At 72.7% G+C, this 21,446-nt stretch carries 21 protein-coding genes and 1 pseudogene; 6 read left to right on the top strand and 16 right to left on the bottom strand.

Annotated features, from left to right (window positions below):
- From ABZ576_RS20140 to ABZ576_RS20125, 4 genes and pseudogenes are all read right to left on the bottom strand, one after another.
- Positions 1-834: pseudogene (locus ABZ576_RS20140) on the bottom strand (hypothetical protein); the annotation flags it as partial.
- A 304-nt stretch (positions 835-1,138) separates the two neighbouring features.
- Positions 1,139-1,786 carry a TOPRIM nucleotidyl transferase/hydrolase domain-containing protein gene (locus ABZ576_RS20135; protein ID WP_360742089.1) on the bottom strand — a complete coding sequence of 216 codons (648 nt, stop codon included), beginning with the start codon at positions 1,784-1,786 and terminating at the stop codon, positions 1,139-1,141.
- A gap of 61 nt (positions 1,787-1,847) precedes the next feature.
- The gene (locus ABZ576_RS20130) at positions 1,848-2,861 is read right to left on the bottom strand and encodes a DMT family transporter (protein ID WP_360742086.1); all 1,014 of its coding nucleotides are present in this window, start codon (positions 2,859-2,861) and stop codon (positions 1,848-1,850) included.
- The gene (locus tag ABZ576_RS20125; protein WP_360742083.1) at positions 2,858-3,448 is read right to left on the bottom strand and encodes a TetR/AcrR family transcriptional regulator; all 591 of its coding nucleotides are present in this window, start codon (positions 3,446-3,448) and stop codon (positions 2,858-2,860) included. Before ABZ576_RS20125 ends, ABZ576_RS20130 begins: the two co-directional genes overlap by 4 nt.
- A gap of 100 nt (positions 3,449-3,548) precedes the next feature.
- On the opposite strand from ABZ576_RS20125, the gene ABZ576_RS20120 reads away from it, so the two are divergent.
- Both ABZ576_RS20120 and ABZ576_RS20115 read left to right on the top strand, forming a co-directional pair.
- Positions 3,549-3,926, top strand: a complete 378-nt coding sequence (locus tag ABZ576_RS20120) for a VOC family protein (RefSeq protein WP_360742080.1) — start codon at positions 3,549-3,551, stop codon at positions 3,924-3,926.
- Positions 3,927-4,116: 190 nt separating this feature from the next.
- On the top strand, positions 4,117-4,794 hold the full coding sequence (locus ABZ576_RS20115) for a flavin reductase family protein (protein ID WP_360742077.1): 678 nt from the start codon (positions 4,117-4,119) through the stop codon (positions 4,792-4,794).
- A 286-nt stretch (positions 4,795-5,080) separates the two neighbouring features.
- Here the strand turns inward: ABZ576_RS20115 and ABZ576_RS20110 are convergent, their stop codons facing one another.
- From ABZ576_RS20110 to ABZ576_RS20090, 5 genes are all read right to left on the bottom strand, one after another.
- Positions 5,081-5,908, bottom strand: a complete 828-nt coding sequence (locus ABZ576_RS20110) for a hypothetical protein (protein WP_360742074.1) — start codon at positions 5,906-5,908, stop codon at positions 5,081-5,083.
- Between the two features lie 148 nt (positions 5,909-6,056).
- Positions 6,057-6,299 carry a hypothetical protein gene (locus ABZ576_RS20105; RefSeq protein ID WP_360742071.1) on the bottom strand — a complete coding sequence of 81 codons (243 nt, stop codon included), beginning with the start codon at positions 6,297-6,299 and terminating at the stop codon, positions 6,057-6,059.
- A gap of 191 nt (positions 6,300-6,490) precedes the next feature.
- The gene (locus ABZ576_RS20100; RefSeq protein WP_360742068.1) at positions 6,491-7,234 is read right to left on the bottom strand and encodes a class I SAM-dependent methyltransferase; all 744 of its coding nucleotides are present in this window, start codon (positions 7,232-7,234) and stop codon (positions 6,491-6,493) included.
- 244 nt (positions 7,235-7,478) lie between these two features.
- Entirely contained in the window at positions 7,479-8,054 is a 576-nt protein-coding gene (locus tag ABZ576_RS20095; protein ID WP_360742065.1) for a hypothetical protein, read from the bottom strand.
- A gap of 109 nt (positions 8,055-8,163) precedes the next feature.
- The gene (locus tag ABZ576_RS20090; RefSeq protein ID WP_360742063.1) at positions 8,164-9,294 is read right to left on the bottom strand and encodes an ABC transporter substrate-binding protein; all 1,131 of its coding nucleotides are present in this window, start codon (positions 9,292-9,294) and stop codon (positions 8,164-8,166) included.
- Positions 9,295-9,622: 328 nt separating this feature from the next.
- On the opposite strand from ABZ576_RS20090, the gene ABZ576_RS20085 reads away from it, so the two are divergent.
- From ABZ576_RS20085 to ABZ576_RS20070, 4 genes are all read left to right on the top strand, one after another.
- Positions 9,623-10,492 (top strand): class II glutamine amidotransferase, encoded by an 870-nt coding sequence (locus tag ABZ576_RS20085; protein WP_360742060.1) that lies wholly within the window; start codon positions 9,623-9,625, stop codon positions 10,490-10,492.
- An 88-nt stretch (positions 10,493-10,580) separates the two neighbouring features.
- Entirely contained in the window at positions 10,581-11,576 is a 996-nt protein-coding gene (locus ABZ576_RS20080) for a hypothetical protein (protein ID WP_360742057.1), read from the top strand.
- A 325-nt stretch (positions 11,577-11,901) separates the two neighbouring features.
- Positions 11,902-12,339, top strand: a complete 438-nt coding sequence (locus ABZ576_RS20075) for a MarR family transcriptional regulator (RefSeq protein ID WP_360742130.1) — start codon at positions 11,902-11,904, stop codon at positions 12,337-12,339.
- A gap of 340 nt (positions 12,340-12,679) precedes the next feature.
- The gene (locus ABZ576_RS20070) at positions 12,680-13,150 is read left to right on the top strand and encodes an ATP-binding protein (RefSeq protein ID WP_360742054.1); all 471 of its coding nucleotides are present in this window, start codon (positions 12,680-12,682) and stop codon (positions 13,148-13,150) included.
- Positions 13,151-13,238: 88 nt separating this feature from the next.
- Here ABZ576_RS20070 and ABZ576_RS20065 read toward each other — a convergent pair whose 3' ends face one another.
- The 7 genes from ABZ576_RS20065 to ABZ576_RS20035 all read right to left on the bottom strand — a co-directional run bounded on the left by ABZ576_RS20065 (position 13,239) and on the right by ABZ576_RS20035 (position 21,332).
- On the bottom strand, positions 13,239-13,499 hold the full coding sequence (locus ABZ576_RS20065; protein ID WP_360742052.1) for a GlsB/YeaQ/YmgE family stress response membrane protein: 261 nt from the start codon (positions 13,497-13,499) through the stop codon (positions 13,239-13,241).
- Positions 13,500-13,646: 147 nt separating this feature from the next.
- Positions 13,647-14,006 carry an STAS domain-containing protein gene (locus ABZ576_RS20060; RefSeq protein ID WP_360742049.1) on the bottom strand — a complete coding sequence of 120 codons (360 nt, stop codon included), beginning with the start codon at positions 14,004-14,006 and terminating at the stop codon, positions 13,647-13,649.
- Positions 14,007-14,374: 368 nt separating this feature from the next.
- Positions 14,375-15,379 (bottom strand): 3,4-dihydroxyphenylacetate 2,3-dioxygenase, encoded by a 1,005-nt coding sequence (gene hpaD, locus ABZ576_RS20055; protein WP_360742046.1) that lies wholly within the window; start codon positions 15,377-15,379, stop codon positions 14,375-14,377.
- Positions 15,376-16,863 (bottom strand): 5-carboxymethyl-2-hydroxymuconate semialdehyde dehydrogenase, encoded by a 1,488-nt coding sequence (gene hpaE, locus ABZ576_RS20050; RefSeq protein WP_360742042.1) that lies wholly within the window; start codon positions 16,861-16,863, stop codon positions 15,376-15,378. Before hpaE ends, hpaD begins: the two co-directional genes overlap by 4 nt.
- A 128-nt stretch (positions 16,864-16,991) precedes the next feature.
- Positions 16,992-18,443 (bottom strand): 4-hydroxyphenylacetate 3-monooxygenase, oxygenase component, encoded by a 1,452-nt coding sequence (gene hpaB, locus ABZ576_RS20045; RefSeq protein WP_360742039.1) that lies wholly within the window; start codon positions 18,441-18,443, stop codon positions 16,992-16,994.
- A 145-nt stretch (positions 18,444-18,588) separates the two neighbouring features.
- Entirely contained in the window at positions 18,589-19,686 is a 1,098-nt protein-coding gene (locus tag ABZ576_RS20040) for a cobalamin-dependent protein (RefSeq protein ID WP_360742036.1), read from the bottom strand.
- Positions 19,683-21,332, bottom strand: coding sequence for a GAF domain-containing SpoIIE family protein phosphatase (locus ABZ576_RS20035; RefSeq protein ID WP_360742033.1), 1,650 nt, complete (start codon positions 21,330-21,332; stop codon positions 19,683-19,685). Before ABZ576_RS20035 ends, ABZ576_RS20040 begins: the two co-directional genes overlap by 4 nt.
- Positions 21,333-21,446: the final 114 nt, after the last annotated feature.

Here is a 21,446-nt window from a genome sequence, read left to right as displayed (position 1 = left end):
GCCGGCCGGGCTCTGCGCGGCCACGCAGATCTGCTCCAGCTTCACCCACACCGCCCAGCTGCCCAGCGGCGTGAGGACGGCCTGGCCGTCGCCGTGGGTGAGGGCGCCGACGGCGGCGAGGGCCCGCAGCGCCCAGTCGAGCAGCGGGCCGAGCACCTTCTCGTCGACCGGCCGGCGCGCAGGCTCGAAGGGCGGTCCGGGCGGACTGTCGTGGCGGTCGTGACGCAGTTCGCCGACCCGCTGCATCAGGAGGCCGAGGAGTTCCTCCACCGCGACGGGGCCGGCGGACAGCTGGAGGAGGGACAGCACCTGCGGCATGGCCGCGACGACGTCGGCGACGTCGGCCGGGTCGTGCCCGGAGGGCTCGCGGCAGGCGAGGGACCAGGCGTCGAAGAGGGCGACCCAGCCGCGCAGCACGGCGCTGTCGTCGCGGTCCCAGACCTGCATCCTCCGCCCGGGGCGCACGCTGCCGCCGTGCACCTCGACCAGTCCGGCGAGGCGGGCGGTGTCCCAGTCGGCACGGACCTGAGCGACGCTCAGGCCGAGGTCGGCGGCGGCGCGTTCGGCGGCGGTGTCCGACAGGCCGGCCCGGCCCTCGGTCGTGGCACCCGCCTGGCCGGGGCCCAGGGCGCTGTCGGCCCAGCGGGCGACGCGCGCCGCCCCGGCCAGACCGGCGCGGGCCATCTCGGCCAGTTGCCCGGGGGCGGGCGTGCCCTCCGGTGGCCGGGGTGCGCGGCGGCGCGGGGGCCGCGCGTTCACAGTCCTCGGGGCGGCGGCCAGCGGTCGCGGCCGGACGAGTCTGAGCAGGGAGCCACGCGGATCACGGGACGTCACGGAACCAGTGTCCCCGGTGATGCCCCAGAACCCAAGCGGCAGCGCGTCAGCGCCGTGGCCGGACGGGTCGGACAACGTCTCCGGCGAGCAACGCACTTGGGCCGGCGCGCGAGCCCGGGCGCGCCGCGGGCGCGGCGGTGGCGGGTGAGCGCGCCGGATGCCGGTGCGCAGGTGGGAGGCCGGTGTGCAGGTCGGAGACCGGTGCGCAGGTGGGAGGCCGGTGTGCAGGCCGGATGCCGGTGTGCAGGTCGGAGGCTGGTGTGCAGGTGGGAGGCCGGTGCGTAGGCGGAGGCCGGTGTGTGCGTCAGAGGCTGGTGAGCAGGCCGTCGAGCGGGGCCGGTGCGCGGTCGGGGTCGAGGGCCTCGACGAGGACCCGGCCGTAGTGGATCTTCCGCCCCTTCTTCGTGCCGAGGAAGCGCCGCAACTGCTCCTGGGAGGCCCGTCCCTGCTGCGCGGGCTGGCGCAGGAAGGTCTCCAGGGCGCGCGCGTCGCCCTCCGCCCGCACGAGCTCCGCCACCCGGGACACGCCCAGCGCGCGGATGAGCTCGTCCTCCAGATCCGCCGCGCAGACGAAGAAGTCGGGCCGGTGCGCCGCGGCCACGAAGAAGTCGGGCCGGGGCGCACCGGCCCGTTCCAGGGCGCGGGCGTAAAAACGACGTTCGCGCTCGTCGCAGAGTCCCGTGAGACGGAGGCCCAGACCGGCCGGCCCGAGCAGCCGGGCGAAGCGACCGACGCTCATCGCACCGCCCATGGGCAGGACGCAGACTCCCTCGACCGCCAGGTCCCGGCCGCGGCGGGCGGCCAGCGCGTTGACCGCCGCCGCGTCGCTCGGCCCTTCGAGCAGGACGGCCGCCCGGACGGACAGCCGCGCGGCGAGCTCACGCGCGCTGTCGCCGGACCCGCCGGCCGCCCACACCGCCACCGCTTCCCGGAACGCCCCCATGTCGGCCATGAGAGGAGTCTCCGCCCTTTCCGGCCACCGCGGTAGGCGATTTCCCCGGCGCGGGAGACCCCTAGGGGAATCCAGGGCGTACCAGGTCGCTTTCCGTCGCCCCGTCGGTGTCGTCCGCCGCGACCGCTCGCCCGGGCGACCGCCGTCGGCGGCGGGCGGTGGGTGCCGGGCCGGTGAGGACGGCGAGGCATGCGATGACGAGGGCGATGCCGGTCCAGCCGGTGGCGGGCAGGCGTTCGCCGACGACCAGGACGGCGAGTACGGCCGCGACGGCCGGTTCGAGCAGGGACAGCGTCGTGGCCGTGCTGGCGGGCACCTGCGAGAGCCCCCGGCCGAACAGGAGGTAACCGGCGAACATGGGGACAAGCGCCATGTACGTGCCGACGGCCGCGCTGGTCCAGGAGCTGATCAGCGGCGCGCCGGTGGCCAGCAGGACGGGTACGAGGAGCAGCCCGCCGAGCCCGAAGACCGCGCCCATCGCCGCGCGGGAGGGAATGCCGCCGGTGATGAGCCGGTGCGCGGCCCATGAGTACACGGCGTAGGTCCCGGCTGCGACGAGACCGAGGGCCACCCCGAGCAGCGTGGCGGCCACCGACGCCTGTCCGGTGCCGCCACCGGCGTGGCCGGCTTCGGCGAGGCACAGCAGGAGGGTGCCGAGCAGGCCGAGGGCGGCTGCGGCCGTCCAGCGGCGGGTGAGCCGGCGGCCGTCCACGACGCGTTCGATCAGCGCGGAGGCCAGCGGGGCGGTGCCGAGCGACACCACGGTGCCCACGGCCACTCCGGCCAGGCGCATGGAGCTGTAGAACGCCAGGGGATAGACCGCCACCGAGACCGCACCGAGCAGGACCGTCCCGCGCCGGGCGCGCAGGTGTGGCGCGTGACGGGTGATCAGCGGCGCGGCCACCAGGGCTTGCAGCAGTCCGCCCAGGCCCATGGCGACGGCGCCGATGGCGAGCGGGCCCACCTCCGGGGCGAGCGTGGCGGCCGTACCGGTCGTCCCCCACAGGACGGAGGCCGCCAGCACGCACAGTGCTCCCGTTCCCGCGGACCGGCCGGGTCCGCCGGGCCGCCTCACAGACGGTCCAGCAGGGCGGCGGCCAGGGAGCGGGCGTGCTGGAGGCGGTCGCCGCGGCCTTCGAGACCGGCGCGGGCCATCGCTCCCTCCAGGAGGAAGGCGAGGTGCTCGGCCGTCGCCTCCGCCTGGCCGGGGCGCTCGGGCAGCAACCGCTCCAGATGGCCGGCGATCAGACGCTCGACCTCCTCCTTGTGCGCGCGCACCACGGCCCGGCCCTCGTCCCCGGCCGGCAGCTCGGCGGCGGCGTTGAGCAGGCCGCAGCCGCGGAAGCCGTGCTCGTAGGCGAACGCCGCGTGGTCGGCATAGGCGTCGAACACCGCGAGGACGCCGTCGCGCGGGCCCCGCGCCCGCTCCAGCCGCGCCCGGTACAGGCCGAGCCACTCCTCGTGCCGGGCGTCGAGGTAGGCCCTGACCAGGTCCGCCTTGGAGGAGAAGTTGTTGTAGAGGCTCATCTTCGCCACCCCGGCCTCGGCGGTGATCGTGTCGATGCCGGTCGCCGCCAACCCCTCGGCGTAGAAGCGCCGGGCCGCGGCGGCCAGGAGCCGCTCCCGGGCCGGACGCCGCCGTCCCGGCTCTGCCGTACTCACACCGGCCTCGCTCTCCGCATTAGGTAGGTGGGTCTACCCAGACTAGCGGATGAGGGAAACCCCTGGACATCCCGGAGACATACGTGATCGGGTTCCCGGCATGAGCACCTTGATCCGCCACATCACCGTCGACTCCGCCGACCCCTACGCGCTCGCGGGCTTCTGGGCGCAGGCCCTGAACGGCTCGCTGGCCGAGGACGACTTCCCGGGAGATCCGGAAGCCCTGGTGACGGCCGGCACGGCCACCTTGCTGTTCGTCAGGGTCGACGACCGCAAAACGGTGAAGAACCGCGTGCACCTGGACCTCCAGCCCCAGGACCGCACCCGGGACGAGGAGGTCGAGCGCCTGCTCTCGCTCGGCGCCACCCTGCGGGGCGACCACCGGAAGCCCGACGGAACCGGCTGGGTGACGCTGCACGACCCCGAGGGCAACGAGTTCTGCGTGGAACGCAGCGCGGGGGAGCGCGCGAACGGTTGACGCGGGCCGCGGCGCACTGGTGCCGGCCGGCTCCGCCCGCCGGACCGGTACGGCCGGCCGCCGCACGAGGACTCGATGTCGCTTTTCCGCCGGTGCCCGGGCCGCCGCACCCGCACAGTGAAGTGTCCGCCGCCGGCGGATCACCGTCCGGGCGCGGCTCGGACGGGCACCGCAGCAGGGGAGCAGAAGCGTGCACCGAACCGTTCAGCCACGGGTCCTCTACTTCGGCACACCGGTCGTCGTGATCAGCACCGCGAACGACGACGGCTCCGCGAACCTGGCACCCATGTCCTCCGTCTGGTGGGTGGGGCGGTCCTGCATGCTGGGGCTCGACGAGACCTCGCGGACGACCGCGAACCTCGCCCGCACCGGGGAGTGCGTACTGAACCTGCCGTCGTCCGGTCTGGTCGGGGCCGTCGACCGTCTCGCCCTGCTCACCGGAACACCCGTGGTACCGGAGCACAAAAAGCGCAAAGGGTACCGCTACGAACCCGACAAGTTCGGCGCGGCCGGCCTGACCCCGCTGCCCTCGGAGACGGTCGCGCCGCCCCGGATCGCCGAGTGCCCGGTGCACCTGGAGGCCGTCGTCGAGCGGATCCATCCCTTCGCGGAGGAGGATTCGGGTGTCGTGGCCGTCGACGCGCGAATCGTACGGGTCCACGTGGAGGAGGAACTCCTGGTCCCCGGCCGTCCCCACCACCTGGACGCCGACCGCTGGGACCCCCTGATCATGAAGTTCTGCGAGTTCTACGGCGGCGGCCGCAATCTGCACCCGTCCGCACTCGCCCGTGGCTGGGACATGCCGCCGAGGCGCACGGCACCCGAAGCGTCATGGAACGCCGGCACCCCACAGCCCAACTCACCTTGATACCTTGGTCGTTGCCTTCACTCCCTCAGGGGGGCGGCACCGTCGGGACCTTCGCGGAAGGCAACCGACGGTACCGACCGGATAGGAGGTGAGGGTATGGGCGACCACAAGTCGACCCGTAAGACGAACATGTACGCGGACCTGGCCAGGCGAATGCTGGCTGCTCTGAGTGCTCGCGCTCTGTGGGCAGCGGTCTTGTACCTGCTCCACCACGACATGTGAGTCGAGGGCCCCGAGCACCCCCCTGCCGGGGCCCTGCTCACGAGCGCGGCCGGCCGGCCGCGGATCAGCCCATGGGGTGCGCGAGTTCGCCTATTTCGAGGTACACCTCCCGGTCGGCTGCGAGTTGCACCCGGAAACCGTGGATACCGCTGGGCGGCGAGGTGGCGAGGAACGATCCGCCGACCACCTCGTGCGAAACCAGCCGGTGGTCCGGGTCGTCGCTCCGCCCGATGACGTCGAACGGATCGGCCGTGGTGAAGTGCTCCCTGAAGAACCTCTCCATCGTGGACGCGTCGTCCGGAAGCGGCTCACCCATGCGGTTCGTCGCCGTACCGGGAACGGCATGGACTTCGAGGATCTGGTCGAAGTTCGGCCAGCCGCCGATCGCGTGCGCGAGGTACAGCCGGTCGCCGTGGCCGAAGCACAGGTATTCCAGCGGGCCGTCGCCGGTCGCCTGCGCGTTGACATCGAGCTCGGTGAACCGCGCGACGCGTTCGATGCGCACCTCGATGTCCCTGGCGAGCGGTTCCGTCCCCCTCGCCCTGCGCTCGAAGTGACCGCAGTAGAGGTTCCCCCTGATGGAGGTCCGCCTCGGGCCGCTGCCGGCCGGATCGATCTCCGCCATCGGGAAGGGGACGGGATCGAACGTGTCGTACGGCTCCTGCGGGATGGCGTGCCGGTGCGACCGGATCCTCTCCCGCACGCCGTCGTCCGGATCCACTTCGAAGACCGCCTGGTAGTTGTGCGGTACGTGGTACATCGCCAGGTGCGAGAAGTAGATCACGTCCCGGCCGAACACCAGCATTCCGTGACGGCCGGTCGTGCCGGTCGGGTCCTCGGGCTCGGGGTCGGGATGATCGTGGTCGTGGTCCTGCCCATGATGGTGACTCATGGTTACCCCCTGGCAGGGTGGTGCGAGCGAGGAGGCGCGTGCGACTCCCCGCCTTCTCACCTCCCAGTATCCAACCGCCGGGGCCCGGCCGCTCGCCATATCCACTCGGTGATCGGCCGGCGGGGCCCGCGGCGGAAGAGGGGGCCGGCTATTCGACGGCCGGGTCTTCCTGGGTGGTGCGGACGGCCTTCTTCACGGCCTGCTCCACGTCCTGCCGACTGGTTCCACTGGCCGCGGCATGGTCGCTGATGGCCGCGTTGACCGCTTCGGAGGCCGTGCGCCACCGCTCCAGTTGGGCTTCGTACTCCTCACCGGTGAGACCGGCGAGCTTCGCGCGTTCGTTCTCGGCGCTTCGTTCCAGCTTGATCAGTTCATCGGGGACCTGTGCCACGCGCACGGATCCTAGGCGACCCGCACGGTCTTCGGTGGCCGGGCGTGCCGTCCGAACGGGTGGAGCATGACGGGCGCGGAACGATGCGCGGAAGGGGCCCGGTCAGGACGGTGACCGGGCGTGCGTGCGGCGGCTCCCGGGCCGCAGGTGCTCCCGCGCCGCACCCGGTTCAGGTACGGCCGGTCAGCCGGTCACGCACGGCAGCGCAGCATCTCCAGTGGCGGGTGCGCGAGGAGGTCCGCCCAGAAGTCCTCGCCGAACTCACGCATGCCGGCTTCGGTCACCCGCAACGGAACCCACTCCACCGCGCTGAAACCGGCCGCCGCCAGACACTTCTCGTAGACCTCGCGGCGCGGGGCCGAGGAGACGATCGTGATCGGCTGCGGTTCGAGGAGAGCCGTGACCCGCACCCGCGGACCCGTCTCGATCTCCTCGCCGGTCGGCTCGCAACGGAACCCGTAGCTCTCCAGGGACGCACAGTCGAAGCGGTAGTCGGGCTTCTGGGCGAGCACGAAGAACGCGCCGCCCGGCACCAGGTTCCGGTGGATGTTGCGGCACATCCGCTCCATCTCCGCGATGTCCTCGGCGTAGTTGAGGCACTGCACGCCGAGCGCGATGTCGAAGCGCCGGTCGAGAGGCCTCAGTTCGGTCACGTCCCCGACCTCGTACCGCACCCCCAGCGGTTCCCGCCGCTCCATCTCCCGCGCGGCGGCGATCATCTCCACGGAGATGTCGACACCGAAGACGTCCGTGGCACCGCGCCGCTTGAACTCCCTGCTGTAGAAACCGGTGCCGCAGGCCAGGTCGAGGACCGACTTGCCGCTGACGTCGCCCACCATGCCCAGGAAGCTCGGCACCTCCCCGTACCGCATCAGCGGCAGGGACTTGAACCCCTCGAACGCCTCACCGATCTCGTCGTACTGCTGCACGCTCACGTGCCGCCCCCTTCTGCGCTCCGGACCTGTACGCGGCCGCACCGGCCCCCCGTCAGGAAGGCTCACCCGGCGCCGTCGCGGCAGAAAGTCTGCTCCGCCCCGTCCCCGCCGCCGTACTGGCTGATGACACGAAGAAGTCGGCCCGTCAGCCTCCTTTCACCCAACCGCCGGTGCCTTCCCGGGCACACGCAGGGGGCGCCGCACCCCCGCGCAGCGCCCCCTGCCGGATGGGACCGTGGTCCGGTCAGCGGCTGCCCGTCCAGTTGTGGGCCACGTCGATCACGAGACGGCCGGGCAGTTGGACGACCCGGAAGGGCAGGCGGGCGCGCACGCCGAGACCGATCTGCGACTGGCCCTCGAAACTGCCGGCGAAACGGGTGTCCTTGAACGTGCGGTACCCGCTGATGTTCACACCGGGCAGGGGGCTTCCGACCTTTCCGGGGTAGGTGGGGCTGCCGGTGGCGGGGTCGTAGCTCGGCGCGCCGATGTGGACGTCGAGTATGGCTCCGCCGCGGACGGGGATGGTGTCGCCGGTCGCGTCCTGGGCGAGCCGGTCGACGTACCGGACGTAGTAGCCGACGGTACCGCCGCCGGGCACGTCGAAGACCATCCGGTCGTAGCAGTCGTGCCGGCCGGTCCTGATGTTCTCCAGCGGTACGGCCCCCGCGGTGGCGCCTCCCTTCTCACCGCTGCCCCAGCCGGTCGGGCAGGCGGTGACGTGGGCGGTGGCCGCCGACGCGGGACTCGCGGTGGCCGTCGCCACTCCCAACCAGGCTCCCGCCAGAGCGAGCGCCGCTATTGCCGCCCTTGTTCGTTGCATGGTGTCCCCATTGGTTGCTGTTCGTTCTGCTATAGGGGGAAGACACGCGAGTCGGGCGGATGGTTGCACGGCGCCCCGCGCCCCCGGGCGGCCGGCCCCCCGTACCCCCTCAGCCGGAGTGAAGGATCCGGAAGCGATCGGGTGCCGCCGGGTCACGGTCGACGACTTCGACGGGCGTCGCGTCCCATTGCCACACGCCGGTGCCCGGCGTGCGGGAGAACGTGATCCGCCCACGGGTGCCTTCCACCGCGACGCGCGGCCAGGCCGCGGCGACGCCCGCCCGGTCGGTGCCGTGGGAACGCAGCACCTCGGCGAGGACGGCGACCGTGTCGTAGCCCTCGAAGGCGACGAAGGAGGGCGCTTCGGCCAGCCGCTCACGCAGGGCCTTCCCGACCCGTGCACCGAGTGGGCCGAGGCGCTCGGGCAGGTAGCGCAGGAACGGCACCGCGGCGCCGTCGTCGCCCAGCAGCGCCGCCCATCCGGCGAACTCCGGTTGCCCGGCCGGAGCACCGATGGCGATGCCGGCGAGGCGCCGGTCCCGGCGGACGGCCTTGACGACCGGCACCGCCGGTTCCGGATGACCGACCAGCAGGAGCACGGCGGTCGCCCGGTTCCCGGCGAGTTCGTCGCACAACGCCGCGGGGGTGAGCGCTCGCTTGTCGAGTTCGAGGACGGTGCCGCCGCGTGGCGCGAGGTGGTCCCGCAGGATGCGGAGCCCGGACGCCCAGTAGACACTCGGCTCGGCCGCCACGGCGATGCGGCTGTGTCCCGCCCCGAGGAGGAAGTCCGCGTAGATCCGCCAGCCGCGGGACTGCGGCGGGGCGAGGCGCGCGACCCATTCCGTCGGCTGTCCGGTGAGTGCGTCGAGAACCGCCGACGAGCAGAGGAACGGCACGCCGAGGGCGTCGGCCCTGGCGGCAGCGGCGCGCGCGACGACGCTGTGATACTCCCCGGCCAGGGCGGCCACGCCCAGGCGGGCCAGCTCCTCCACGGCCGCCGCGGCCCGCTGCGGATCGGCCGCGGTGTCCCGGACCACCGGTTCCAGCGGTCTGCCGCCGATCCCGCCGGCCTCATTGACGTCGTGAACGGCCAGCTCGATGCCGGCGAGCAAGTGGTGGCCCGCCTCGGCCCACCCAGGCCGCGTCAGCGGGGCGAGAACGCCGATCCGGACGGGTGGTCCGTCAGTCCGCTGCGCCTGGGGCGAAGAGGAGGGCGATGGCGGCGATGGCGGCGTACTCATGCGTGGGCGTCTCCCGTGTGGCGATGCGGTTGCGGATCGCCCGGACTCCGGAGTGCCACAACCCCGCGGCACGCGCTCGCCCCGCCCCGTCGTGGCGGGCGCACCCGGGCGATCACGCCGGACATTGCATCCACCGCCCTCGCCGGTCGGCAACCGATTAACGGTTCGCCGAGCCCCCAGCGCCCCGCCCTCCCCGCACCGGCCGCGGCACCGGGCCCCCACGCGACCCGCCGGGGTGGCCGGGGCGCCGCTCCGCGGAGGCCGCCTGAGTGGCCGGCGCGGTCCGCCGGCTCGACAATCGGCATGTCCGGCGACCGAGGAGGACCCCGTGTGCCGCCTGTTCGGCCTCAGCAGTGCCCCGACCCGCACCCACGCCACCTTCTGGCTCCTCGACGCACCCGACAGCCTCCGCCGGCAGAGCCACCGCGACCCCGACGGCACCGGCCTCGGCTACTTCGCCGGCGACGGCACCCCCCATGTCGACAAGGCACCCATCGCCGCCTACCGGGACCGCGCGTTCGCCGAGGAAGCCCGGCAGGTGCAGTCCGCCACCTTCCTCGCCCACGTGCGGTTCGCCTCCACGGGCCGCCTGGACATCCGCAACACCCACCCCTTCCGGCAGGACGGACGGCTGTTCGCGCACAACGGCGTCATCGAGGGCCTGGACCGGCTCGACGACCACCTGGGGGACGAACGGTCCCTGGTCCAGGGCGACACCGACTCCGAACGGTTCTTCGCCCTCATCACCAAGGAGACACGGGCGCACGACGGCGACGTCACCGCCGGGGTGGAGCACGCGGCGCGCTGGGTCGCCCGGAACCTGCCCGTCTACGCCCTCAACCTGATCCTCGTCACCTCCGACCAGCTGTGGGCGTTGCGCTACCCGGAGACCCACGAGCTGTACGTCCTCCAGCGCCCCGCCGGCGGTCAGCACGGGAGCTGCCATCTGGACCACAGCGGCAGCCACGGCCGCATGCGTGTCCACTCCGCCCATCTGGCCGGCCACCCCGCCGTCGTCGTCGCCAGCGAACGCATGGACGACAACCCCCACTGGTACGCGATGGCGCCCGGCGAACTCCTCCACGTCGGCGCCGACCTGCGCACCGACCGCCGGGTGATCCTGCCCGAGCCCCCGGCACACCAGCTCACCCTCGACGACCTGCGCCCCGACGCCGCCGCCTCCCAGCAAGCAGCCTAGGGCCGTCGAGGCGGCGACCACCGGGTGAGCTCGGGGGAGGACAGGACCGGGCACGGTCGTTGTCAGTGCCGCCTGCCATGATCATCATGTGAACGAGACTTACGCGCACACGGCACGGCGACTGCTCGAAGCCGACACGGACGGATGGACGGAAACCGGCGCCCGGGCCCTGCTCGCAGCCATCGGCCGGGAGGCCCGGCTCCGCCCGGTGGGCCGGTTCGAGGAACCGTACGTGAACGGCGAGGCGTACGTGGAGCTGGCGGTGCCGCTGTCGCCACCGTCCGGCACGGGGGCCGCGGCCCAGGCGGCCGCCTTCCGCGCGGTGAAGGACGAACTGACGGCGGCGCTCGGCGAGGCGTCGATCATGGGTGTGTACGGCGACCTGGGCCCCTTCTACGACTCCGGTCCGCTCTGGGGCACTCCCTATCTCCGCTGGCGGGGACGGCCGAACACGCTGGAGCTCCGGGCCGGTGAGAGCGGCCCGGAACTGGTGCTCCAGCCGACCGGCCCGGTGGAGGACTGGTTCTGGCGCCAGGGCCACGGGGAGGAACGGGCGATCAGCGGATTCTTCGGCAGCACCACCGACCCCGCGAACGCCGGGCTGGGCCACCCCGGCGGCTGGCGCGCGCGGAGCTGGGAGACGGTGACCGGCTCGCTGGCGGACTTCCTGTCCACCCTGCCCGCCGAGACCACGGCCCTGGGCCATTCGATCGGCATGCCGGTGTACGGCCGAGGGGCGGGACCGGGCGCCCCGCTGCTCTTCGAGATCTCCTGCGCCGACCGCCTGGTGATCGGCTGCTTCCCGCCGCACGACATGGACCCACGGCCGCAGGACCTGGGCTGGGGCCGGATGGCGGACCACCCGGCCACGCGGGAGACGTGGGACGACGCCGACGACCCCCGCTGGCGCGTCGACGCCGGCGGCCCCGGGGAGCCGCAGGGCCGTGAACTGGCCCGGATGCTCGTGGCGACGGCGCGCGCGGCGGGCGTGCGGCAGCCGGAGGACCTCGTCATCGGCGGCGAGGCGGCGTACATGGGCCGGTACCACGTCACCTTCTACGGCCTGGGCCTGCCCACCGGCTGACGAACACCCGCCGCGGAGACGAACGGCCGCTGCGTCACCGCGAGGGACCCGGCCCACCCTGGGCCGACCGCCACCGGTCCAGGACCTCCCGGACGGCCGGCGGGTCCCGATGCCGCGCCCCAACCAGCTCCGCCACTCGGCGACTTCGGGCCGTGAGCACCGGTCGGGACGCGGGGTGAATAGCGCTCAACGGTGCCGCGGCGGTCGTACGGGCTTCTGCCGTCGGCTTGTGTCCCTAGTAGGCTGGCAGCAGCCCCAAAGCCTGCCGAGAGTGTGGACAGTGACTTACTTCCGACACCTGCCACAGCCCGACGAGGTCGCTCCGGTGACCTCCACGGCCGGTGAGCTGCTGGAAGTGCTCTGGGGCCGGGCCTCCACCGCGCCCGCCTCCACGTCCCAACTGCGCGTGCTGCTCATCCTCGAGCACCATGAGGGCATCAACCTGCGCACCCTCGCCTACTCGCTCGCCTCCACCCCGCCGTCCACCAGCCGGCTGTGCGACCGGCTGGAGGCCGCCGGCTTCGTCGACCGCGTGGCCGGACCCACCGACCGGCGCGAGGTGCGGCTGCACCTGAGCCGTCAGGGGCGCGCCTTCCTCGACGACCTGCGCATCCGCAGGGAAAGGGAGCTGCAGCACGTGCTGACGCTGATGCCCGCCGCCAAGCGGGCCGCGCTACTGGAAGGACTGGAGGCGTTCTGCTCCGCGGCGGCCTCGCAGATACACGACGACGCAGAGGGCTCCGGCGGTAGCCCGACAGCCTGATGCGCGAGGCACGCCCCGCGGTCCGTCGGCCGCTCGGGGCCGCTCCGGCGCCGCAACGCGGCGGCAGGCTCTCCGGCCTCGGCGTCCGCCCGGTGCACGGGCACTCCTGCCGGTCCGGTCCGCGCGTGCGGTCGGGGGCCCCTTCCCGCGGCACCGAGGGCGCGGACCAGGTCGGCCGGCTCCTGCCCGCCGGCCCCGTCGGGCCCGGCCGCCGGGATGACGACCTTCCCGGAGATGCCGAGCGGTGCGGGACATGTCCGGCTCCTCAGCGGGTAGACGTGCGCCCAGGAACGGGGGAACGCGGATGGAGTCGGTGAAAACAGGGCCTGGTGGTGAGGGTATGACCGGCCCCGGGCCGATGCACGAGATCGTCCCGCTCGACGGTGAGGGCGCGTGCATCGGCGAGGCACGTCACCGTGCGGCCGCTTTCCTGGCCCGGGTGCAGGGGGAGTACGGCCTGCCGGTGTCGGCGCGAGCGATGGACCTGACCCGACTGGTCGTCAGTGAGCTGGTCACCAACGCCCGCAAGTACGCTCCCGGCCCGGTGCTGTTGGAGCTGCGGATCGTCGGCGGCCTGGTCGAAGTGGCCGTGTGGGACAGCGATCCCGGGCTGCCGGTGCCCCAGGCGGCCGATCCGGGCCGCGTCGGGCAGCACGGGCTGGAGATCGTGATGGCGGTCGTACAGGACTTCGAGGTCCACAAGGAACCGGTGGGCAAGCGCGTCACCGCCCGTATCGCCCTGGCCGAAGGGGCCCGACAGGATCCGCAGCGGCGCCCCCCGGCGGCCGAGGCCCGCGTCCGGACGGACTGAGCCGGGGCCACCGGGATCACGGCCGGCGTCGACTGCCGGGGCGCTCCTGCCGCTCGCCCGGACGGGTCGAGCGGCCGGAGCACTCGGGTCAGGCGTGCCGTCGGGCCCACATCGGGCTGACGAGGGCGATCAGGGCTGCCGCGACGCCGATCTGGAGGATGTGGCGGATCCAGTCGACGCCTCCGGTGTCACGGACGCCGAGGCCGGTGGCGAGGGCGTTGCCGGCGACGCCGCCGAGGATGCCGAGGATGACCGTCAGCCACAGGGGGATCGGCTGGCGTCCGGGGATGACGAGCTTGGCCAGCAGTCCGATGATGAGTCCGGCGATGATCGCCCAGAGGAACGACACGGCCTCTCCTTTCCTTCACCGAAGACACATGCGTACGGAAGATTCGTGTCTTGCGTGGGTGTCCTGCGGGTGCCCCGACTCGCCTCTCGCACGCCTGTTCTCGCCCGGACGAATTCCCATCGGCACTCCGGAGAGGGCGCGTACGGCTCAGATGTCGTTGGCGCGCATGGCCCTGCTGCGGGAGTTGGTGATCGTGAAGTGCTCCCGGGTGCCCGTGAGGGAGAAGAGCCGGTCGACCGTCGGGTGGAGGGGACCGAGCAGGATCAGTTCGCGTGCGGCGGCCTGATGCTGGCGCCAGGCGTCGAGGAGGGCGTTGAGCAGACCGCTGTCGGCGAATGTGACGCGGGAGAGGTCGACCACGGTGACCGGCCGCCCGGCGTCGTCGGCCTCCGCCCAGGCGGCCTGGAGCAGGTCGTTCTCGTCGTAGTCGATCTCACCGCTGACCGTGATCTCGAACACTCGGTCATGGCAGGTCACCTGTACGGTGGCCCTGCTTTCCCAGTGCATTGCGTCGCCCTCGTGCTGTCGGTCGGTGGCCGGGCTGGCGCGGTGCCGGCCGGCTTTGGCGTGGGTTCTCCTACCCCGTGCGGGCCGGAAGTTGCCCGAAGACAAGTATCCCTGACACCGGGTCACCGGACGACTGCGGAACCGCCCCCGAAGGAGGGTTTTCCGCAGGTCAGATGGCGTTCGACCCCGCGGGGTGGCGTCGATGGCGCGCACGCGGCGATGGACCGTCACCAGCGCCGCGAGGTCGTGTCCTGTCACGGCCGAGGGGGATATGGGAGGATCCGCCCGCACTCCGAGTGCTGGTGGCGTGAAGCCCGTCTCGGGCGCAGACTGCTCCGGCGCCCGACGGACGCCGGAGCAGTGTGTGATCAGCCCAGGCCGTCGGCACCGACCTGGACGGCGGACTCGTCCAGCAGGGCGCTGCTGACGGGCAGCGGTCGTCCGTCGAGGTCCAGGACGGGCGTCGCCTCCTTGTACCAACTCTCGATGACGGCGTTGCCCCAGAAGTCGCGCCGACGGTCGTCGTGAACGCTCCAGCGGTAGGTCTCGTGGTCGGGGTCGCCGGTGTAGTAGTCGGAGGTGTAGATCTCGACGCGATGGCCGTCGGGGTCGCGGAGGTAGAGGTAGAAGGCGTTGGAGACGCCGTGCCGGCCGGGGCCGCGCTCGATGTGGTGCTCCTTGTGCAGGGCGCCGAAGAGGTCGGCCGTGCGCAGGACTTGGTGTGATTCGTGGGTGGCGACGCCGAGGTGATGCAGGCGCGGGCCGGTACCGCCGGTGAAGGCGACGTCGTGGACGGTCTGCTTGCGGTACATCCACGCCGCGTACAGCTCGTGCTCGTCGCCCTCGATGGTCTCGGAGCAGCCGAAGCCGAGGGACCGGTAGTGGGCGTAGGCGGCGGGGATGTCGGGAGTGCAGAGGTTGAAGTGGTCCAGGCGGGCGATCTGGGCACCGCGGTGGAGGTCGTAGCGCTGGATGAGGCGCTCGCCGCGCTCGATCTCGTGGAAGAACTCCACCGGGAAGCCGAGGGGGTCGACGACGCGTACCGCGTCCCCGACGCCGACCGTGCCGTCGCCCTTCTTCAGCCGTTTCACGGGGCGTCCGAGTTCGGTGAAGAACGCCTCCGCCTTGTCGACGTCGTCGGGGGTGCGGACGCGGTAGGAGATGTGGTCGAGCGCGGCGATGTCACCCTTGCGCAGGACGAGGGAGTGGTGGGTGAGCTCGTCGGTTCCGCGCAGATGGAGGGAGCCGGCGTCCTCGTACTGGATGTGGAGGCCGAGCACGTCCACCCAGAACCAGCGGGCCTTGGTCAGGTCGGTGACGGCGAGCTGGGCGTAGGCCGAGCGCACCACGTCCGGTGCGGGTGCGGTGGTCATCGGGCTGCTCCGAACCGGGGCGTGTGGACGTCGCCGAGGGCGACGTGGACGATCTTGGACGCGGTGTAGAAGTCGACGCTGTGGACGCCGCCCTCGCGCCCGACGCCGGAGGACTTGACACCGCCGAACGGGGTGCGCAGGTCACGGACGTTGTGCGAGTTGATCCAGACCATGCCGGACTCGACGGCGTGGGCGACACGGTGGCCGCGCTTGAGGTCGGACGTCCAGATGTACGCGGCCAGGCCGTACCGGGTGGCGTTGGCCAGTTCGACCGCCTCGGCCTCGTCGTCGAAGGGGGCGAGCGCCACGACGGGGCCGAAGATCTCCTCCTGGAAGATGCGGGCGTCGCGGTCCACGTCCGCGAAGACGGTCGGCTGGAGGTAGTTGCCCTCGGCGAGGTGGGCGGGGCGGGTGCCGCCGGCCACGAGCCTGGCCTCCTTCCTGCCGATCTCCACGTAGTTCAGGACGCGCTCGTAGTGCTCGGTGTGAACCAGCGGGCCCACCTCGGTGGCCGGGTCGGACGGCGGGCCGACCTTGACCCGCCCGGCGCGTTCGGCGAGGCGGCGGGTGAACTCCTCGTACAGCGGGCGCTCGACGAGGACGCGTGAACCGGCCGTGCAGCGCTCGCCGTTGAGGGAGAACACGCCGAACACCACCGAGTCCAAGGCAGCCTCGAAGTCGGCGTCGGCGAAGACGACGACGGGCGACTTCCCGCCCAGCTCCATCGACGTGGTCTTCAGGTGCTGGGCGCAGGAGCGGATGATGTGCCGGCCGGTCCCGGTCGAGCCCGTGAAGGAGATCAGCGGCACGTCCGGGTGGTCGACCAGGGCCTGGCCGGCCTCTTCGCCGATGCCGTGGACGATGTTCACGACACCCGCCGGGACACCGGCCTCGGCGAAGATCTCCGGCCAGAGGGAGGCCGACAGCGGTGTCCACTCGGCGGGCTTGAGGATCAGGGTGCAGCCGGAGGCCAGGGCAGGGGCCAGCTTCCAGCTCTCCAGCATGAACGGGGTGTTCCACGGGGTGATCAGTCCGGCGACGCCGACCGGGGTGCGGACGACGTAGCTGACCTGCTCGTCGCCCTGCCGGAACGCCTCCTCGCCGAGCGCGACTATCACATCGGCGAAGTAGCGGAAGTTCTCCGCCGCGCGGCGCGCCTGCCCCTTCGCCTGGGTGAGGGGAAGGCCCGAGTCGTACGACTCGAAGTGCGCGAGGCGGTCGTGGCGTGCCTCGACCGCCTCGGCGACGCGGTACAGGATCCGGGCGCGCTCGCGGCTGGACAGCGCCGCCCAGCCGGGGAAGGCGCCTCGGGCCGCGTCGACGGCGCGCTGGACGTCGGCCGCCGAGCCGGACGCGGCCTGGGTGTAGGCGGTGTTGGACACCGGGTCGGTGACGTCGAAGGTGCGGCCGTCGGTGGCGTCGACGAGTTCGCCGCCGATCCAGTGCCGGATGAGGGCGGGCAGGCCGCCGGGGGCTGTGCTCACGTGTCGCTCCGATCTGCCGGGTGAGGTCTGTGCCCTCGGCGAGGAGGGCGCGGACGCGGGCGCGGACGCGGGTGCAGGTCTTCGACGGCCGGGTGACGAGCGGGGGTGTCATGCCGTCCGCCCCCGGGTCAGGTGCGGTCGAGGAAAGCCTGCACCTTCGCCTTGTACGGCTCGCGGTCGTAGCTCTTCACGTACGCGCCGGCCATCCGCACCGGGTCGCCGAAGAAGTAGTACTCGTACAGCGCCTGGCGGCTGGAGAAGGCGGAGATACAGGTGTCCCACACCAGGCGGAAGAGCTTGACCCGCTCGGGGCCGGTGAGGGTGGCCGACTGCAGGTACGCCTCGATGTCCGCCGCCGCCGGGCCGGTGATGTCCGGCTCGGTCGGCGTGGCCATCAGGCCGGAGGCTCCGAGTTTGCGCAGGATCTGCGGGAAGCGCTGGTAGAGCTTGGGGTAGAGGTTGCGGGCCGTGTTGAGCGGCGCCCAGGCAGGGGTGAGGACGCCGTACTCGTTGACCTCGGCGTCCGCCTCCGCGGCGCGCAGGAAGGCGCGCAGCATCTCCAGCGTCGTGATGATCTCGGCGATGTCCTCCTGGACGTGCTGGAACTGCTCGATGCCGATGGCCTCGGTCAGCAGCGACACCAGGCCGAGGACGTACTCGGTCTTGGCGGTGGTGCGGGTGACGACCTGGTGGGTCATGTGGCCGACCGATTCGGTCCGGGAGTAGAAGCCGTTGCACAGCTCGGCGTCGCCCATGGCGAAGACGCGCTCGAAGGGCACGTGCACGTTGTCGAAGACCACGACGCAGTCCGATTCCTCGAAGCGGGAGGAGAGGGGGTGGTCGTGGGCCGGGCGGTCGTAGTGCAGCGGCTCGCGGGCGATGTAGCGCAAGCCCGGGGTGTCGTTGGGGATGGCGAAGGCGTAGGAGTACGGCTTGTCCTCGGGGGTGCCGCGCAGCACGGTGGAGGGGAAGACGAGCATCTCGTCGGCGAACGGAGCGATGGTGGCGAGCATCCGCGCGCCGTGGACGACGATGCCGTTGTCGTCCTCCCTCACGATGCGCGCGGCGAGCTTGCCGCCGGCCTGCCGGGTGCCGGGCATCGCGCGATTGGCCTGCGGCGGGATCAGGGTGTGGGTGGCCAGGAGGTCCTCCTCGCGGGCCTTCTCGTAGTAGCGGCGGATGTTCTCGCCGAACTCCGGGCCGGCCTGGGCGAACCAGTCGGCGGCCGAGTCGAGCGCCATCAGGCAGGCGTTCATGTAGTCGCCGGTGCGGCCGAGCATCCCGTTGCTGTGGTCGGCCCACAGCTTGTAGGCCTTGCGGCGCTTGACCAGGTCTTCGGGGGTCTTCGGGGTGAGGAAGGAGGTGGCGACGCGCTCGCCGGAAGTGGGCGAGGTGTAGGTGAGGACGTCCTTGTGCTCGTCCGAGTGCTGGAGGTCGTACAGCTCCGCATAGGTCCGGACGACGTTGCGGAAGGCCGGGTGGTTCTGGATGCCCCCGTTGAGGGTCTCGCCCTGGATGTGGACCGTGGGGCGCGACCCGGACAGTCGCTGGAGGAATTCCTTGCCGGTTCGTGCGGCCATCGGCGCTCCTGGAAGGGGTGGGCTTGCCTGATCGAATGCACGAGGCCATGCTCTGCCGGCACCGGCCCGCCGAAGCGGATCTGGTTGCCACGGCCGTCACCCTCCACCCGGCGGACGGATCGCACGGCCGGTGTGGGGCCACCGGTCACGCCGGGACGGCGGGGCCGGCGAGAGGAGGCAGGGGGCGGTCGGCCAGCGCGGCGGTGCCGGCGTCGAGGAGGCCCAGGGCCCGGGGGAAGTCCCGCAGCTGCTCGCCGAGGACACCGAGCGCGGCGACCAGGGAGCGCGCCGGGACGTGCCGCGCCTCCAGCACGTCCGCGGTCCAGCGCAGGAAGTCGGCGAAGAGGGCCGCGTCGTCGACGTACAGGGCGGCGGTCAGGAAGTCGACGATGTGGGCGAGGTCTTCCGCGGTCCGCTCGCGCTGCGCGTCGTCATAGGCGCGCAGCGGCGGGAACCGCTCCTCCAGGCTCGTCAGCGTCTGCCGGACGAGGAGGGCCCGGGACTGGGCGACGAAGGTGTATTCCTGGTCGGTGAGGTGCGGCAGGTCGTCCACCATCTGGCGGGCCGCCGCCGGATCGGGCGGGGCCAGGCCCTCGTCGAGGATCGCCGCCGCGGCGCGGGCGTCGGACGCCCAGCGGTCGGCGCCGAGCGCGTGGGCGTAACGGCCGTCCGGGCCGAAGGCCCGCCCGCCCGCCATGACCGGCACGCCGACGGCCTGGCAGGCGGTGATGGCCGCGTGGGCGGCGGGCAGGCGCGTGGGGATCGAGCCGGACAGCAGTACCGCCTGGGCATCGGTGCCGTACAGGTGGGAGATCAGGTGGTGGGTCGGGGTCTGGGCGCCGAGGTAGTCCACGTGCCAGCCCCGCAGGCGCAGGACCTCGGCGACCAGCCGGGCCGGTACGGCGTGCCACTCACCGTCCACGCACGCGACCGTCACCCGCCCCCGGGGGGCGCGGTCGGTCCCGGCCGTGCGCTGCCGGGCGTGCACGACGGCGGTGATCACCCGTTCGGTGATGGCGGTCGCCGCGTGCTCCTGAGCCACCGTCAGGCGGTCGGCGGCCCATTCGGCGCCGATCCTGCGCTGTACGGCGGCGATCACGTCGAGGAGCAGTGCCTCCTCGTCCACCCCGTCGGCCAGAGCCCGCTGGACGACGTCGACGGCCGTGTACTCGTCACCCGTGGTCACGGCCTGCCACAGGTCGTCCACCAGGACGCCGGCGCCGGTCGCCGTGGGAGCGCTCACCCGTTCCTCCGCTTCGTCGTGCCGTCGGCGCGGCCCGGACCGCCCCGCACCGTCGGATCCGCCGCACGGGGCGCGCCGATCGCCAGGGTGGCGATGTCGTCGTGGCTGCCCGCACCCACCCACTGGGAGGTCAGCATCTGGACCCGCTCGACGACCGCTTCGGCAGGCATTCCCGCGCACTCGGCAAGGACTCGCTTCAGCCGCTGTTCACCGTACAGTTCGTCCCCGAGCGGGCCCCCGCGGGCCTCGGTGACGCCGTCGGTGTAGAGCAGACAGGTCTCCCCAGGGCGCAGCGTCACCTCGGCGGTGACGGCGGTGACCTCGGGCAGGGCGCCGATGAGGGAGCCGCGGGTGGCGGTCTCCTCGACGGTGCCGTCGCCGCGGACGATCAGCGGCGCGAGGTGCCCCGCGCTGGTCAGGCGCAGCTCCACCGTGCTGCCGCGACGGCGGACGGAGGCCAGGACGAGGGTGGCGAACCGGGTGTGGTGGGAGGACAGCAACGCCCGGTTGAGCAGGGTCAGGATGCGTGCGTGGTCGGCGGCGAGCGGCAGCAGCGCGTGCAGGGTGTTGCGGATCTTGCCGGTCATGACCGCGGCGTCCAGTCCCTTGCCGGCCACGTCCCCGAGCGCCACGAGCGTCTCCTCGGTGGGATCGCTGCCGGGGTGGACGTCGTAGAAGTCACCGCCTATCCGTTCGGTGTCCCGCGCCGGGCGGTAGGCGCCCGCGTACTCCACCCCGTGCACGTTCTCCAGCCGCGGCGGCAGCAGTTCCCGCATCAGCGTGGCGGTGACGGTGGCCTGCTCCGCGTACAGACGGGCGGCCGACAGGGCGGTCCCGGCCCGGGCGGCGAAGAGCCGGGCGAACAGTTCTTCCTCGTCGCTGAAGGCCTGTTCGCCGCTGGTGCGCAGCAGGACGAGCGCGCCGGCGGGCACGCCGTGCCCGGGAAGCGGGGTGACGATGACGGAGCCCACCGGCGCGGAGAAGTCCGCCGGGCGCACCCAGCCGGGCAGGACGGCCGGGTTGATCCAGCGCGCCGGTACGGGCGGGAACCCTTGCAGGGCCTCGGCGAGGCCCGGCACGCCGTGCACGTCGACCGACGCGGTCACCCGGGTCACCGGCCCGCCCCGGTAGGCGTAGGTCAGCTGGTGGCGGCGGCCCAGCGGCGGGGCGACGAGCAGCGCGGCCTCGGCGAGGTGGTCGGTGGCCATGCGGACCGTGGCCTCCATGCACCGCGTCACGTTCAGGGTCGACAGCAGCTGGCTGGAGACATCGGCCAGCAGAGCGGAGCGCTGCCGTACGTCGGTGAGCGCCGCCTCCGCCAGCCGGCGGTCGGTGTCGTCGACGAGCCACCACACCACCTCCCCGTCGTCCGCCGGGGTCGCGTGGGCTTCGAAGAACCGGTCCGCGACGGCGCCGGCCGTCCGTACCGTGCCGTCGAATCCCTCGCCCGCCAACCGTGCGTGGGCCTCGGCCAGCCACGGCGGTACCGTGTCGCGCAGCCGGTCGCCGTGGGCCGCGTCGGGCCACAACAGCCGTGCCGCGGCGTTCACTTCCACCAGGTCTCCGTCCCGGTCGGCGATGACGACCGGGTACGGGGCATGAGCCCAGGCCGTGCCCAGACCGCTTGCGGTGCTGCGAGGGCTCACGGGGGAGCCGCTGGAACCGAACACACGCGGGGGCGCGCCGCGGACGCGCCCCACCACCTCTCTGCGACCGAGGACAGATGCCTTCCGGCAACAGTCCCGCATCGAGCCGCACGA

This window comes from Streptomyces sp. NPDC013455, from assembly GCF_040632975.1.
GTDB lineage: Bacteria > Actinomycetota > Actinomycetes > Streptomycetales > Streptomycetaceae > Streptomyces.
The sequence above is the reverse complement of the archived record's forward strand: the minus strand, read 5'-3'. Positions and strand labels throughout refer to the sequence as shown.